At 60.7% G+C, this 13,649-nt stretch carries 14 protein-coding genes; 8 read left to right on the top strand and 6 right to left on the bottom strand.

Features of this window, described 5'->3' with window-relative positions; genetic code table 11:
- Positions 1-25 precede the first annotated feature (25 nt).
- From AB7M23_RS22070 to sthA, 3 genes are all read left to right on the top strand, one after another.
- A complete protein-coding gene (locus AB7M23_RS22070) occupies positions 26-1,489 on the top strand; it encodes a glyceraldehyde-3-phosphate dehydrogenase (protein ID WP_454242029.1) in 1,464 nt (487 codons plus the stop codon).
- A 71-nt stretch (positions 1,490-1,560) separates the two neighbouring features.
- The gene (locus AB7M23_RS22065) at positions 1,561-2,571 is read left to right on the top strand and encodes an FAD:protein FMN transferase (protein WP_454242028.1); all 1,011 of its coding nucleotides are present in this window, start codon (positions 1,561-1,563) and stop codon (positions 2,569-2,571) included.
- Positions 2,572-2,751: 180 nt separating this feature from the next.
- Positions 2,752-4,146 (top strand): Si-specific NAD(P)(+) transhydrogenase, encoded by a 1,395-nt coding sequence (gene sthA / locus AB7M23_RS22060; RefSeq protein ID WP_454242027.1) that lies wholly within the window; start codon positions 2,752-2,754, stop codon positions 4,144-4,146.
- Positions 4,147-4,188: 42 nt separating this feature from the next.
- Here the strand turns inward: sthA and AB7M23_RS22055 are convergent, their stop codons facing one another.
- Together AB7M23_RS22055 and AB7M23_RS22050 are read right to left on the bottom strand one after the other, a co-directional pair.
- On the bottom strand, positions 4,189-4,911 hold the full coding sequence (locus AB7M23_RS22055; protein ID WP_065758471.1) for a glycerophosphodiester phosphodiesterase: 723 nt from the start codon (positions 4,909-4,911) through the stop codon (positions 4,189-4,191).
- A gap of 29 nt (positions 4,912-4,940) precedes the next feature.
- A complete protein-coding gene (locus tag AB7M23_RS22050; protein WP_065758472.1) occupies positions 4,941-5,528 on the bottom strand; it encodes a PilZ domain-containing protein in 588 nt (195 codons plus the stop codon).
- 94 nt (positions 5,529-5,622) lie between these two features.
- On the opposite strand from AB7M23_RS22050, the gene AB7M23_RS22045 reads away from it, so the two are divergent.
- The 3 genes from AB7M23_RS22045 (at position 5,623) to AB7M23_RS22035 (ending at position 8,881) form a co-directional block, all read left to right on the top strand.
- A complete protein-coding gene (locus AB7M23_RS22045; RefSeq protein WP_454242026.1) occupies positions 5,623-6,873 on the top strand; it encodes a lipoprotein-releasing ABC transporter permease subunit in 1,251 nt (416 codons plus the stop codon).
- A gap of 7 nt (positions 6,874-6,880) precedes the next feature.
- Entirely contained in the window at positions 6,881-7,564 is a 684-nt protein-coding gene (gene lolD / locus AB7M23_RS22040) for a lipoprotein-releasing ABC transporter ATP-binding protein LolD (RefSeq protein ID WP_176717400.1), read from the top strand.
- 72 nt (positions 7,565-7,636) lie between these two features.
- A complete protein-coding gene (locus tag AB7M23_RS22035; protein WP_330522914.1) occupies positions 7,637-8,881 on the top strand; it encodes a lipoprotein-releasing ABC transporter permease subunit in 1,245 nt (414 codons plus the stop codon).
- A 123-nt stretch (positions 8,882-9,004) separates the two neighbouring features.
- Here AB7M23_RS22035 and AB7M23_RS22030 read toward each other — a convergent pair whose 3' ends face one another.
- Together AB7M23_RS22030 and AB7M23_RS22025 are read right to left on the bottom strand one after the other, a co-directional pair.
- Positions 9,005-10,357 carry a heavy metal sensor histidine kinase gene (locus tag AB7M23_RS22030; protein WP_454242209.1) on the bottom strand — a complete coding sequence of 451 codons (1,353 nt, stop codon included), beginning with the start codon at positions 10,355-10,357 and terminating at the stop codon, positions 9,005-9,007.
- A complete protein-coding gene (locus AB7M23_RS22025; protein WP_454242025.1) occupies positions 10,354-11,034 on the bottom strand; it encodes a heavy metal response regulator transcription factor in 681 nt (226 codons plus the stop codon). Before AB7M23_RS22025 ends, AB7M23_RS22030 begins: the two co-directional genes overlap by 4 nt.
- Before the next feature lie 154 nt (positions 11,035-11,188).
- Here AB7M23_RS22025 and AB7M23_RS22020 point away from each other — a divergent pair, with 154 nt between their 5' ends.
- Both AB7M23_RS22020 and queF read left to right on the top strand, forming a co-directional pair.
- On the top strand, positions 11,189-11,713 hold the full coding sequence (locus tag AB7M23_RS22020) for a cupredoxin domain-containing protein (RefSeq protein WP_454242024.1): 525 nt from the start codon (positions 11,189-11,191) through the stop codon (positions 11,711-11,713).
- A 68-nt stretch (positions 11,714-11,781) separates the two neighbouring features.
- Positions 11,782-12,612, top strand: coding sequence for an NADPH-dependent 7-cyano-7-deazaguanine reductase QueF (gene queF, locus AB7M23_RS22015; protein WP_454242023.1), 831 nt, complete (start codon positions 11,782-11,784; stop codon positions 12,610-12,612).
- 39 nt (positions 12,613-12,651) lie between these two features.
- On the opposite strand, the gene AB7M23_RS22010 is transcribed toward queF, so the two are convergent.
- Complete coding sequence (locus tag AB7M23_RS22010) at positions 12,652-12,915, bottom strand: DUF4404 family protein (RefSeq protein ID WP_454242022.1); 264 nt, start codon at positions 12,913-12,915, stop codon at positions 12,652-12,654.
- Positions 12,916-13,038: 123 nt separating this feature from the next.
- A complete protein-coding gene (locus tag AB7M23_RS22005; protein WP_454242021.1) occupies positions 13,039-13,623 on the bottom strand; it encodes a phosphonoacetaldehyde phosphonohydrolase-related protein in 585 nt (194 codons plus the stop codon).
- Positions 13,624-13,649 lie beyond the last annotated feature (26 nt).

Genomic DNA, 13,649 nt, shown 5'->3' with positions numbered 1-13,649 from the left:
TGTAGCCCCTTTTTTCTGTCCCTACATGTGGAAGGTTCCCGTGACTCAGAAGCCCGACCAGTGTCTTGGTGAGTGGATTGATCGTGAAGCGCTTGCAGAAGCGATGATCCCGCTTATCGGTCAGCTCTACCGCAATAACAACGTGGTGAGCTCGATCTATGGCCGTAGCCTGATCAACCGTTCAGTGATTGCGATCCTCAAGGCCCACCGCTTTGCGCGTCATCGCCAGTCCGACGAATCCGAACTGTCTGTCCACGAGACATTCCCGCTGCTCAAGGCCATGAGCGAGCTTAAGCTGGGCGCCGCCTCGGTCGACCTGGGCAAGCTGGCTGTCAAGTTCAAGGAACAAGGCAACGGCCGTACCGCCGAGCAGTTCGTGCGCGAAGAAATGGCCGACGTGGTCGGCAAGCAGAACGCTTCGGCACGCAAGGGCACTGATGTGGTCCTGTACGGCTTCGGTCGTATCGGTCGCCTGCTGGCCCGCATCCTGATCGAGAAGACCGGTGGTGGCGACGGCCTGCGCCTGCGCGCCATTGTCGTGCGTAAAGGTGCTACCAACGACCTGGTCAAGCGCGCCAGCCTGCTGCGCCGTGACTCGGTGCATGGTCCATTCGATGGCACCATCACCATCGATGAAGAGAACAACACCATCACCGCCAACGGTAACCTGATCCAGGTGATCTACGCGAAGAGCCCAAGTGAAGTCGACTACACCCAGTACGGCATCAAGGACGCTCTGATCGTCGACAACACCGGTGTATGGCGTGATGCCGAGGGCCTGGGCCAACACCTGGCCTGCCCGGGTGCTTCCCGTGTGATCCTCACCGCGCCTGGCAAAGGTGCCCTGAAGAACATCGTTCACGGTATCAACCACGGCGAAATCAGCCCTGAAGACAAGATCATCTCGGCGGCCTCCTGCACCACCAACGCCATCGTGCCGGTGCTCAAGGCTGTGAATGACAAGTTCGGCATCGTCAACGGCCACGTCGAAACCGTTCACTCGTACACCAACGACCAGAACCTGATCGACAACTTCCACAAAGGCAGCCGCCGTGGTCGTAGCGCTCCGTTGAACATGGTGATCACCGAGACCGGTGCTGCCACCGCTGCCGCCAAGGCACTGCCAGTGCTCAAGGGCAAGCTGACAGGCAACGCTATCCGCGTTCCGACGCCTAACGTCTCGATGGCTATCCTGAACCTGAACCTGGAGAAGGCGACTTCTCGCGAAGAGATCAACGAGTACCTGCGCCAGATGGCCATGCACTCGGACCTGCACAAGCAGATCGACTACGTGAGCTCCCAGGAAGTGGTTTCCACCGACTTCGTTGGTTCGCGCCACGCGGGCGTCGTCGATGCCGAAGCGACTATCTGCAACGAAAACCGCGTTGTCCTGTACGTTTGGTACGACAACGAATTCGGTTACAGCTGCCAGGTCGTGCGTGTGATGGAAGACATGGCTGGGGTCAACCCGCCTGCATTCCCGCACTAAGCGGTCATCAGGTTGCACAAGACGGGAACCCCAGGGTTCCCGTTTTTTGTGTCTGGGCTCAAGGAGGCGTAATGGCGCGGTGGGCAGGTGGGGGGCTGGTGATTCTGGCGTTGTGGCTGTGCGGTTGCGACCGTACGCCTTCGCTGGAACGCATCAGTGGCCCGACCATGGGCAGTACCTACACGGTGCAGTATGTGCGTACGGCTCAGGGCCCGGCGCCGGAACAGGTCCGGCTTGCGGTGGAAGCGGTTCTCCAGCAGATCGACCATACGTTTTCTACCTACAGCAGCGACTCACTGATTGCGCAGTTCAATCGTTTGCCGGCCAACAGTTGTCAGGTCATGCCGGCAGACGTGCTGCAACTGGTGCAGTTGGGTGAGCAGTTGTCGCGGCAAAGCCAGGGCGCCTTTGACCTGACCGTGGAGCCATTGCTTGATGTGTGGGGCTTTGGCCCGCAGTCTCGGGGTGAAGAGGTGCCCGGTGCGCAGGCGTTGGCTGCAGCCCGCGGGCGTGTTGGCCACGAACACCTGCAGGTCGACGGGCAGCAGTTGTGCAAGGATGCCCCGCTGGAGCTGGACTTCAACAGCATCGCTGCCGGCCATGCCGTCGATTTGCTGGTCGAGCGAATGCGTGCGCTGGGTGTGAGCAGCTACCTGGTTGAAGTGACAGGTGAGCTCAAGGCGGTGGGGCGCAAGCCGGATGGCAGTCCGTGGCGCATTGCGCTGGAATGGCCGCGTGCCGATCAGCAGGTTGCTCAGCAAGTGCTGGCGCTTGAGGGTTACGGTGTTTCTACATCAGGAGACTATCGCAATTTTTTCGAGCAGAATGGCCAGCGTTTTTCGCATGTCTTTGATGCGCGGCTTGGTGCACCGGTCAGTCATCGTCTGGCTTCGGTCACGGTGCTTGATCCCTCAACGCTGATGGCCGATGGCATGTCCACGGTGTTGCTGATCCTCGGCCCTGAACAGGGCTGGGCGTTTGCCTTGAAATACAATGTAGCAGCAGTTTTCGTGACCCGTGCCGATACAGGCTTCGTCTCCCATGCGACGCCTGCATTTGAGCGACTGATGCACGCGCAGTAACAGACTGTTGCAGTGTGAGATGTAGTGCAGAGAAAAATAGCCTACGACGCGACCAAGGGTTAATGTGCGCGGCGTTCACGCTTGATTAGACTGCACCCGAATATTTTCATGACGCTCTTGGCGGCATGATCTAGCCCCGATCGCCGGCGTGGCGAGCGGGCCTGTTCTGAAGGAGTACGCATGGCTGTCTACAACTACGACGTAGTGGTGCTGGGGTCCGGCCCGGCAGGAGAAGGGGCGGCAATGAATGCCGCCAAAGCAGGGCGCAAGGTGGCGATGGTCGATAGCCGTCGCCAGGTCGGCGGCAACTGCACCCATCTGGGCACCATCCCGTCCAAGGCCCTGCGTCACTCGGTGCGCCAGATCATGCAGTTCAACACCAACCCGATGTTCCGGGCCATTGGTGAGCCGCGCTGGTTCTCGTTCCCGGACGTGCTCAAGAGCGCCGAGAAGGTAATCGCCAAGCAGGTGGCTTCGCGCACCGGCTACTACGCACGTAACCGCGTTGACGTGTTCTTCGGTACCGGCAGCTTCGCTGACGAACAGACCGTCGAAGTGGTCTGCGCCAACGGCGTGGTCGAGAAACTGGTAGCCAAGCACATCATCATCGCTACCGGCTCGCGTCCTTATCGCCCGGCCGATATCGATTTCCATCACCCGCGTATCTACGATAGCGACACCATCCTCAGCCTCGGCCATACGCCGCGCAAGCTGATCGTTTACGGTGCCGGTGTCATTGGTTGCGAATACGCCTCGATCTTCAGTGGTCTGGGTGTACTGGTTGAGCTGGTGGACAACCGTGGTCAGTTGCTCAGCTTCCTCGACTCGGAAATCTCCCAGGCGTTGAGCTATCACTTCAGCAACAACAACATCACTGTACGTCACAACGAAGACTACGAGCGTGTTGAAGGGCTGGATAACGGCGTGATCCTGCACCTGAAGTCGGGCAAGAAGATCAAGGCGGACGCCTTGCTCTGGTGCAACGGCCGTACAGGCAACACCGACAAGCTGGGCCTGGAAAACATCGGTATCAAGGTCAACAGCCGTGGCCAGATCGAAGTGGACGAGAACTACCGCACCTGTGTGCCGAACATCTATGGCGCGGGCGATGTGATCGGCTGGCCGAGCCTGGCCAGTGCCGCTCACGACCAGGGTCGTTCGGCAGCGGGCAGCATCGTTGACAACGGCAGCTGGCGCTTCGTCAACGACGTGCCGACCGGTATCTACACCATTCCTGAGATCAGCTCGATCGGCAAGAACGAGCAGGAGCTGACCCAGGCCAAGGTGCCTTACGAAGTCGGCAAGGCATTCTTCAAGAGCATGGCGCGTGCGCAGATCGCCGGTGAGCCCCAGGGCATGCTGAAGATCCTGTTCCACCGTGAGACCCTGGAAATCCTTGGCGTACATTGCTTCGGTTATCAGGCGTCGGAGATCGTTCACATTGGCCAGGCCATCATGGACCAGCCGGGTGAGCGCAACACCCTGAAGTACTTCGTCAACACCACCTTCAACTACCCGACCATGGCTGAAGCCTATCGGGTAGCGGCCTACGACGGCCTCAACCGGCTTTTTTGAGCGGCTCCGGCCGGTGGCCTGAGCCGGCCGGGGAGACCGATTTCAGCAATTCTCGAGGGTGGCAGTGGCCAAACCGGGAAAGTCTGTAATCAGGCTGTCTACGCCGAAGTCAGCGAGCCTGCGCATCAGCGCCGGTTCGTTGACTGTCCACACCGACACGTGCAAGCCCTGGCGCTGAGCTTTTGCCAGGCGTTCCGGGCTGCACAGTGTCCAGTTCAGCGCAAGCATCTCACAGCCATAGTTCTGGGCGACCTTCAGTGGGTCGAGCCAGGCGTATTCGGCTACCAGGCCGCGCGAGATGTCCGGGGTCAATTCCAGGGCGGCAGCGAGCACTTCCCGTGAGCTGGAGGTGATGGTGATCTTGTCGAGCAGGCCAAAGCGCAGCGCCATTTCGCGGATAGCCAGTACCGTGGTGGCGGCACGCATGCGTGAGGCGCTCTTGACCTCAAGTTGCCAGTGCTCGAAATCGCACTTCTCGAACAGTTCCTCAAGGCGCGGGATGGGGCAGGGGTGTACCCAGCCCGGCCCACCCTTGCGTGCGTCATAGGTCACCAGGTCACTGGCGTTGTGCTCAACCACCTTGCCGCGTCGACCGGTAGTGCGCTTGAGTGTCGGGTCGTGAATGACCATCAGTTCATTGTCGGCAGACAGGTGCAGGTCGAGTTCGCAACGCCGCACGCCATGGCTCAGGCATTGCTGGAAGCTGGTCAGGGTATTCTCGGGCGCTTCGCCCTTGGCGCCACGGTGGCCGTAGATCTGGGTCACGTTTGTTCCTTCAAGGTAAAGAGTGAAACTCAGGTGGGCGTTGCGCTGTTCTGCTCCAGTGCCTGGCGCCGTTGTTGCGCCTGGCGTTGCAGGATGTAGCGCGCCAGTAGCTGGCGTTGTGCGTCGGTGATGTCGATGAACTCGGCGCCAATATCGAACAGCCCGTCAGGCTTGCTGTCGCAATGCGTGACCTTGGCGCGTAGCAGCAACCCCAGGGCTTGCGGCATCAACACCATTTTCACCGCGACGCGGCTGCCTACGGCCAGCGCCTGGCGCTGGCGGGCCTCGATGCCACCTTCGGAGAGTTTTACGGCGTGTGGTTCGCCGATCTGCCCGAGCAGGCTCTGGGCGACTACCTGGCTGAGCAAGTCGATGCGTTTGTTCTGGGCTTTGAGAAAGGCTGCGAGGGTGCGGTCCTTTTCGCTGAGCTGGCGCAACAGGTGCTGTGACTCGAACTCGCTCAGGTGCAGTTCGCTGAGCAGGTTGAACAGCGGTGACGCATCTTGCAACAACTCTGTGCCAGACGCATCGGCAACGTTCAGTGGGCGAATTTCCAGTGCGATCCTATCCTCGATACGGTAGTATTCGCGGCGATCTTCTTCATCTAATGTCGACATGGCGAACCCATGGTAGCGGCGGTGGTCTGAGTGTAAAGCTGCTGTCCAAGCCCCGCCACAAGGACGTTCCTCTTTCATCCGAACAAGCCCCGACATGTTCAGACCTCTCTTCGTATTTATCGGTACGCGTTATACCCGTGCCAAGCGCCGCAACCACTTCGTCTCGTTCATTTCCCTGACCTCGATGATCGGCCTCGCCCTGGGCGTGGTGGTGATGATCGTGGTGCTTTCGGTCATGAATGGCTTCGATCATGAGATGCGTACCCGCGTACTGGGCATGGTGCCCCATGCCACGCTTGAAACCGGCCAGCCCATCAATAACTGGCCTGCACTTGCCGATACAGTAAAGCAGAACCCGCAGGTGGTGGCGGTGGCACCGTTCACCCAGATGCAAGGGTTGCTGACTCACGATGGCAAGGTGCAGAAAGTCTTGCTCAACGGTATTGACCCAGGTCAGGAGCGCAAGGTCTCGATCATCGATGACTTTATCCGCCAGGGCCGGCTTGATGACCTGGTGCCCGGCGAGTTCGGCATCATGATCGGCGACAAGGCGGCGACCAAGTTGGGCGTCGGCATTGGCGACAAGCTGACCTTCGTTGCACCTGAAGTGACCGTGACGCCTGCTGGCATGTTCCCGCGCATGAAGCGTTTCACCGTGGTCGGCATCTTCCATGTTGGCGCTGGCGAGATCGACGGCTACCTCGGGTTGACCAACCTCTCCGACCTGTCGCGCTTGCACCGTTGGAAGGCCGACCAGGTGCAAGGCCTGCGCCTGAAGTTCGATGACCTGTTCCAGGCGCCGCGCACGGCCTGGAGCATCGCCCAGAAACTGGGTGACCAGGAGTTCTACGCCCGCGACTGGACCCGCAGCCACGGCAACCTGTACCAGGCCATCCGCATGGAAAAAGCCATGATCGGCCTGTTGTTGCTGCTGATTGTCGCCGTCGCTGCGTTCAATATCATCTCCACGCTGGTGATGGTGGTGAACGACAAGAAGGGCGATATCGCCATTCTGCGCACCCTGGGGGCAACCCCGGGGCAGATCATGGCAATCTTCATGGTCCAGGGTACGGTCATTGGTGTGGTCGGTACGCTTATCGGTGCGGTGGTCGGCATTGCCGCTGCCCTGAACGTCAGTGCTGCGATCGCCGGCCTTGAGTTGTTGATCGGCCACAAATTCCTCAATGCCGACGTCTATTTCATCGACTACCTGCCGTCCCAGGTGATGGCCGAGGATGTCTGGATGGTCTGTGGCGCGGCACTGGTCCTGAGTTTCCTCGCCACCCTGTACCCGGCCTGGCGTGCGGCACGCACCCAGCCAGCGGAGGCGCTACGTTATGAGTGAGTTGGGCATGAGTAATAAAGCTGTGCTGAGTTGCCGCAACCTGGGCAAATCCTATGAAGAGGGCCCGGAGTCGGTTCGGGTGCTCTCGGGCCTGCAGTTGGAACTGCACCCGGGTGAGCGGATTGCCATCGTCGGCAGTTCCGGCTCGGGCAAGAGTACCTTGCTCAACCTGCTGGGTGGCCTGGATACGCCCACCGAGGGCAGTGTCTGGCTGGCTGGCGAAGAGCTTTCGGCACTGGGTGAGCGGGCCCGAGGCCTGTTGCGCAACCGTGCCCTGGGGTTCGTCTACCAGTTCCACCACCTGTTGCCAGAGTTCACCGCGCTGGAGAACGTCTGCATGCCGCTGCTGATTGGTCGTACCGCCATTCCTGAAGCGCGCGAGCGCGCTGAAGCGCTGCTCAAGCGGGTAGGGCTGGGGCACCGTCTGAGCCACAAACCGTCTGAACTGTCTGGTGGCGAACGTCAGCGCGTGGCCATTGCGCGAGCGCTGGTCAATCGCCCTGGCCTGGTCATGCTTGACGAGCCGACCGGCAACCTCGACCAGCATACCGCCCAAGGTATCCAGGAGCTGATGAAGGAGCTGAGCAGTTCGTCGCAGACCGCCTTTCTGGTGGTGACCCACGACCTCAGCCTGGCCCGGCAGATGGACCGCGTACTGCGCCTGGAAGAAGGGCGTCTGGTGCCGATCTGATCTGGCCGTGCAGGGTGCCGGTCGTGAATGGCCGGCACCGTGTTCTTTCTCTTTTTCCGGGTGCTTCAGTTCATGTTCAGACCCTTGTCTATTTTCATTGGCGCACGCTACACCCGCGCCAAGCGCCGTAACCACTTTATCTCGTTCATCTCCATGACCTCGATGATCGGCCTGGCCTTGGGCGTGCTGGCGATGATCGTGGTGCTGTCGGTCATGAACGGTTTCCAGCGTGAAATGAGCGCACGGATTCTCGGCATGGTGCCCCATGCTGCCCTGCTGGGCGTCAAGCCGGTGGATGACTGGCAAGCCGTGGCCGCTACTGCGCTGAAGAACCCTCAGGTGATTGCCGCTGCACCGCTGACAGAGCTCGAAGGCATGTTGTCCTACAAGGGCATGATGCAGCCGATCCAGATCAGCGGTATCGACCCGGCTCAGGAAGCCAAGGTATCGATCGTTGCCAGTCATATCGTTCAGGGGCGTCTGGATGACCTGAAACCGGATGAGTTCGGCGTGGTGATCGGTGAGATTACAGCGCGGCGCTTCCATTTGAATGTCGGTGACAAGCTCACCTTGATCGTGCCGGAAGTCAGCACCGCGCCAGGCGGTATTACCCCGCGCATGCAGCGCCTGAACGTAGTAGGCGTGTTCAAGGTTGGTGCCGAGCTCGATGGCTCCATGGGCCTGATCCACATGGCCGATGCGGCGCAGATGCAACATTGGGCGCCGAACCAGGTGCAGGGTGTACGCATCAAGGTGCAGGACCTGTACAGCGCACCTCAGGTGTCGACAGCGATTGTCGGTCAGTTGGGTGACCAGTTCCGCGCCGATGACTGGACCCACACCCAGGGTAGCCTGTTCAGTGCCATGAAAATGGAAAAGACCATGATTGGCCTGCTGTTGATGATGATCATCGCGGTCGCGGCGTTCAACATCATTGCCACCCTGATCATGGTCGTGAACGACAAGGGCGCGGATATCGCGATCCTGCGTACCATCGGCGCCACGCCCGCGCAGATCATGGGCACGTTCATGGTGCAGGGGACATTGATCGGTATCGTCGGCACGCTGATCGGGGGCGTGCTCGGGGTGATCGCCGCGATCAATGTCAGCCAACTGGTCGGTTGGCTTGAGCGTGTAAGCGGGCAGCATATCTTCACCTCCGACGTGTACTTCGTCAGTACCTTGCCGTCGGAGCTGCAATGGGGCGATGTGGCGTTGATCTGCAGTGCAGGGTTGGTGATGAGCTTCCTGGCTACGCTGTATCCAGCGTGGCGTGCCTCGCAGGTAGAGCCAGCGTACGCCTTGCGTTACGAGTAAGCCCGGCTCCTGCAGGATGCGTTGGAGCAGGCTTGCCTGCGATGCAAGCACCGCGAACCTGCTGACACCGCGCCGATGCCATCGCGGGCAAGCCCGGCTCCTACAGGATGGGCTGCAGCCACCCTACGCTGTCGGCAACTCAATCACGAAGCGCGTCCAGCCCTGAGCTGATTCGCCATGAATGGTTCCGCCATGCGCCTTGATGATCGATTGGGTGATCGCCAGGCCCAAACCTGCGTGCTCACTGTTGCCCTCATGGCGGGCCGGGTCGACGCGGTAGAATCGGTCGAACAGCCGCGGTATCAGCGCTGGGTCAATCGGCTCGCCGCTGTTGGCCACTTCCAGCCTCACACCCGCATCCTGCTGTTCAAGCTTCAGGCGGATCTCGCCGCCAGCCGGGGTAAACTGCAAGGCATTGTCCAGCAGATTGGACAGTGCCCGGCGCAACATGTGGCGGTCGCCTTCCAGTCGCGCCTGGCCGATATGGCTCAAGCGTACCTGAGCGTCCTCGGCCAATGGTGCGTAGTACTCCAGCAGTGCGCCAACCTCATCTTCCAATGCCAGCGGCTGGCGGCTGGGCATTAGCAGGCCGTTATCGGCCTTGGCCAGGTAGAGCATGTCGTTGACCAGTTGAGCCATCCACTGCAGCTCTTCAAGGTTGCCGTGCAGGGCCTCGCGGTACTCTTCCAGGCTGCGCGGACGGGTCAGGGTGACCTGGGTGTGGGTCAGCAGATTGGACAGCGGCGTACGCAACTCATGGGCGATGTCGGAAGAGAATGCCGAAAGGCGCTGGAAGGCATCGTCCAGTCGCTCAAGCATGGCGTTGACGGTGTTTGCCAGGTCAGCGAGCTCAATCGGCATCTGTGCTACCGGCAGGCGAGTGGTCAGCGAACGGGCCGAAACCCCGGCCGCCACTTCACCCATCTGCCGTAAGGGGCGCAGGCCACTGCGTACGGCCCAAGCACCGAGCAGGGCGGTGGCCAGTGCCGAGAGGCCAACGGTCAGCCAGATCAGCCGTTGCATGCGCTGCAGGAAGTGCTGGTGATGGGTGATGTCGAGGAACAGTGTCAGGTTCGGTGCGCCGTCGCCGTCGAGAGGTTCGCTCAGGCTGCGATAATCGGCGCCGTCGCTCGTCAGGGTGTTCAGGCCGGGCGCCATGGGGGAGTCCGGCAGGCCGGGCTGGCTATCGAACCACAGGCGTCCGTCGTTGCCGCGGATGCGCACGGCCAGATCGGCCTGATGGCTTAGCTCCGTCTGCAGCGCAGGCAGCCGCGTGTTCAGGCTTGCGGGGTCATGCACGCCCTCAAGTAGCTGACGCATCAACGACAGGCGCCCGCTGAGCAATTGCTGGTCCAGCTCGATGAAATGGGTTTCGCTGGCGCGACTGAACAGTACGCCAGCAAACAGCGAGACCACCGCCGTGCAGGCCGCAAACAGCAGCGCCAGGCGGTTGCCGAGTGAAAGACGGCGCATCAGGCCGTCCGCTCTTCGAGGACGTAGCCCATGCCGCGCACGGTATGAATGAGCTTGTTGTCGTGTGCGTCGTCGATTTTGAGGCGCAGGCGGCGGATAGCGACCTCGATCACGTTGGTGTCGCTTTCAAAGTTCATGTCCCACACCTGCGAGGCAATCAGCGATTTTGGCAGTACTTCGCCTTGGCGGCGCAGCAGCAGTTCAAGCAGGGAAAACTCCTTGGCGGTCAGGTCGATGCGTTGCCCGGCGCGTTCCACCCGGCGGCGGATCAGGTCAAGGCTCAGGTCTGCCACGCCCAGCAGGGTTTCTTGTGTCGGGTTGCTGCCGCGACGCAGCAGGGTGCGTACCCGCGCCAGCAATTCGGAGAAGGCGAACGGCTTGACCAGGTAATCGTCGGCACCCAGCTCCAGGCCGTGCACGCGGTCTTCCACGGCATCGCGCGCCGTCAGGAACAGTACCGGGGTATCCAGCCCGGCAGCGCGCACCGCCTGCAGGATCTGCCAGCCATCACGGCCCGGCAGCATGACATCGAGAATCAACAGCGCGTAATCGCCGCTGAGTGCCAGGTGCTGGCCCGTATTGCCATCGGTGGCCAGCTCTGCGCTGAACCCGGCTTCACTCAAGCCCTGGCACAGGTACTGGCCGGTCTTGGCCTGGTCTTCGACGATCAGCAGTTTCATGGGGCGCTCATGGTAAGGGTGGGCAGGGCGTTATACCGTGGTGTGAATGGCAAAAGGCAAAGCTGACAAAGTTGTAATCTTTTCGTCAGCTGGTTGCCAGTGGCACCTCGTTAGAGTGGCGGGCATATCGAGACAACCCCGGAGTAAACCGACCATGTCACGTTTTATCCTTGCCGGCGCCTTGGCGCTGTTCAGCCTGCCGTTGTTTGCCGCGCCGGCGCAACCCTTTGCCTTCGGTCATCCCGCTACCGCAGACCAGGCAACCCGTACTGTCGAGGTGGAACTGGGCGACATGTACTTTGCCCCGCGTGCGCTGCAGGTCAAGGCGGGTGAGACCGTACGTTTCGTACTGACCAACAAGGGCCAGTTGCCACACGAGTTCAACCTCGGGGATGCGGCCATGCATGCTCGGCATCAGCAGGAAATGCTCGCCATGCCGGGTGGGATGGATCACGCAAAAATGGACCATGGAAACATGAGTCACATGACGATGAATCATGACGGGATGATGCACGGGGGTGGGATGTCCCATGACGATGCCAATGTGGTGATGATCGCTCCCGGCAAAACCGCAGAACTGACCTGGACGTTCACCCAGTCGACCCCGATCGAGTTCGCCTGCAACGTTCCGGGCCACTACCAGGCCGGCATGGTGGGCACGCTGACCATCGCTCAGTGACAGGTGATTGCCCAACGCATGGCACAAACCCGATAAACTAGGCGTATTTCGTCCTTCAGGTTTGAGCCATGCACCCCGCCGCCGAACATTCCCCGCTGGGCAAGTCCAGCGAATACATCGCCACTTACACCCCGTCCCTGTTGTTCCCGATCCCGCGTGCGGCGAAGTGGGCTGAACTGGGGGTCAGCGCCGACACCTTGCCTTGGCAGGGTGTCGACTACTGGAACTGCTTTGAGCTGTCCTGGCTGCTGCCGTCCGGCAAGCCGGTGGTGGCCATCGGTGAGTTTGCGATCCCGGCCGATTCGCCGAACATCATTGAGTCGAAGTCGTTCAAGCTCTACCTCAATTCGCTGAACCAGACCGTATTCGCCTCGGTGCAAGCGCTGCAGGCCTGCCTGGAAAAAGACCTTTCGGCAGCCGCTGGCAAGCCGGTCGGTGTGCGCGTACGCACCTTGTCTGAGGTCGAAGGGGAGGGCGTAGCGGCGCTGCCTGGTGTCTGTATTGATGACCTGGATGTCAGTATCAGCCAGTACGAGCATCCTCAGCCGGAGTTGCTGCGCTGCGATACCGGACGGGTAATTGAAGAAACCCTGCACAGCCATTTGCTCAAATCCAACTGCCCGGTCACTGGCCAGCCGGACTGGGGTAGCGTGACCGTGCATTACCGTGGCCCGGCACTCGACCCTGCCAGCCTGTTGGCCTACCTGATCAGCTTCCGCCAGCATGCGGACTTCCATGAGCAGTGCGTAGAGCGGATCTACCTCGACCTCAAGCGTCTGCTCAAGCCTGAGACGCTGACGGTGTATGCGCGTTATGTGCGCCGTGGCGGGCTGGACATCAACCCCTACCGCAGTACCGATACGATCAGCCTGGGCAATTCGCGGTTGGTACGCCAGTAGCACCAGCGCCTGCAGGGCTGCAGGTGCTGGCTCTGGTACTCAGATACCCATGCTTTGCAGGCTCTGAACGATATTGCGCAAGGTGGCTGTCAGGCCAGGGTGGTCGACTTCGAAGCGTTCGACCGCCAGGTTCACCCCGTCTACCAGGTTGTTCTCTGTGGAGAATTGCTCCAGTTTGAGCTCGGCTTCGATCTGTTGCATCAGCTGATGCAGGTTTTCACGCTCCTCCAGTGAGAGCGGTGGATTTTGCTCCAGTTGCTCGCGCAGGGCCTCGATTTGCTGTTGCAGTTCGCGGGCAGGCATGGTGATCTCCCTTTATGAATAGGCACAGCCATGGACCACCGCCACTGGCGAAAGGTCCATGCCATGTCTGACAGGGTAATCCACTCGGCGTTGCTTTGCATGACCCGGATCAACGGTGGTGTGTCAGGGCTTCTCGCCTTTGAGTCGACGCTGGCCAATATCGGCGAGGCAATCGTCGAGCGCTTCCAGATGGTCGATAACTGAATGCACGCCCAAGGCATAGAGCTGCAGTGTCGCCTTGCCGCGTTTGTGTGCCTGCTCTTGCGGGCTCAAGGCCTGCCACTGGCTGCTGCTCAAACCACATAATGAGCCGCATGCCGCCAGGCCTATGGTCCAGAGCCCCGCGTTGAGCCCGGACTGCAGCAACCTGGGTTCGCCGCTGACCAGCACGCAGCCATCCAGTTGGCTTACTTTCAGCGCCATCAACGCGTGCCAGCACGCGTCTGGGGCCGGCCAGGGCGTGTCGTGCATACTGCTGTGCGGCTTGAGCCAATCGGGCAAGGGGCGGCTCAAGTGTCCGGCCACAGCGATCGGGATTTCATCGATCCAGCCGCAGGGCACGGCTTGCCTGCGCAGGCGCGCCAATGCCGGCAGTGCGCCGGGAGTCGCCTGTGGCGAATGCTCGAAACTATCGCTACGTGCGCCAAAGTCAACCAGGCAGCCGCGTAGTCCGAATAGCAGTGCGGTTAAAGCAGGTGATTGGGGCATGGCATCATCCCTGAAATAACCTTGCA

This window comes from Pseudomonas sp. HLS-6 TE3448, from assembly GCF_053629555.1.
This window is presented reverse-complemented; position numbering and strand designations above follow the sequence as displayed.

Bases quoted from the DNA above. Each gene is read 5' to 3' on its own strand.
- AB7M23_RS22070 (WP_454242029.1), top strand. From the start codon at position 26: ATGTGGAAGGTTCCCGTGACTCAGAAGCCCGACCAGTGTCTTGGTGAG.
- AB7M23_RS22065 (WP_454242028.1), top strand. From the start codon at position 1,561: ATGGCGCGGTGGGCAGGTGGGGGGCTGGTGATTCTGGCGTTGTGGCTG.
- sthA (WP_454242027.1), top strand. From the start codon at position 2,752: ATGGCTGTCTACAACTACGACGTAGTGGTGCTGGGGTCCGGCCCGGCA.
- AB7M23_RS22050 (WP_065758472.1), bottom strand. From the start codon at position 5,528: ATGTCGACATTAGATGAAGAAGATCGCCGCGAATACTACCGTATCGAG.
- AB7M23_RS22045 (WP_454242026.1), top strand. From the start codon at position 5,623: ATGTTCAGACCTCTCTTCGTATTTATCGGTACGCGTTATACCCGTGCC.
- lolD (WP_176717400.1), top strand. From the start codon at position 6,881: ATGAGTAATAAAGCTGTGCTGAGTTGCCGCAACCTGGGCAAATCCTAT.
- AB7M23_RS22035 (WP_330522914.1), top strand. From the start codon at position 7,637: ATGTTCAGACCCTTGTCTATTTTCATTGGCGCACGCTACACCCGCGCC.
- AB7M23_RS22025 (WP_454242025.1), bottom strand. From the start codon at position 11,034: ATGAAACTGCTGATCGTCGAAGACCAGGCCAAGACCGGCCAGTACCTG.
- AB7M23_RS22020 (WP_454242024.1), top strand. From the start codon at position 11,189: ATGTCACGTTTTATCCTTGCCGGCGCCTTGGCGCTGTTCAGCCTGCCG.
- queF (WP_454242023.1), top strand. From the start codon at position 11,782: ATGCACCCCGCCGCCGAACATTCCCCGCTGGGCAAGTCCAGCGAATAC.
- AB7M23_RS22010 (WP_454242022.1), bottom strand. From the start codon at position 12,915: ATGCCTGCCCGCGAACTGCAACAGCAAATCGAGGCCCTGCGCGAGCAA.
- AB7M23_RS22005 (WP_454242021.1), bottom strand. From the start codon at position 13,623: ATGCCCCAATCACCTGCTTTAACCGCACTGCTATTCGGACTACGCGGC.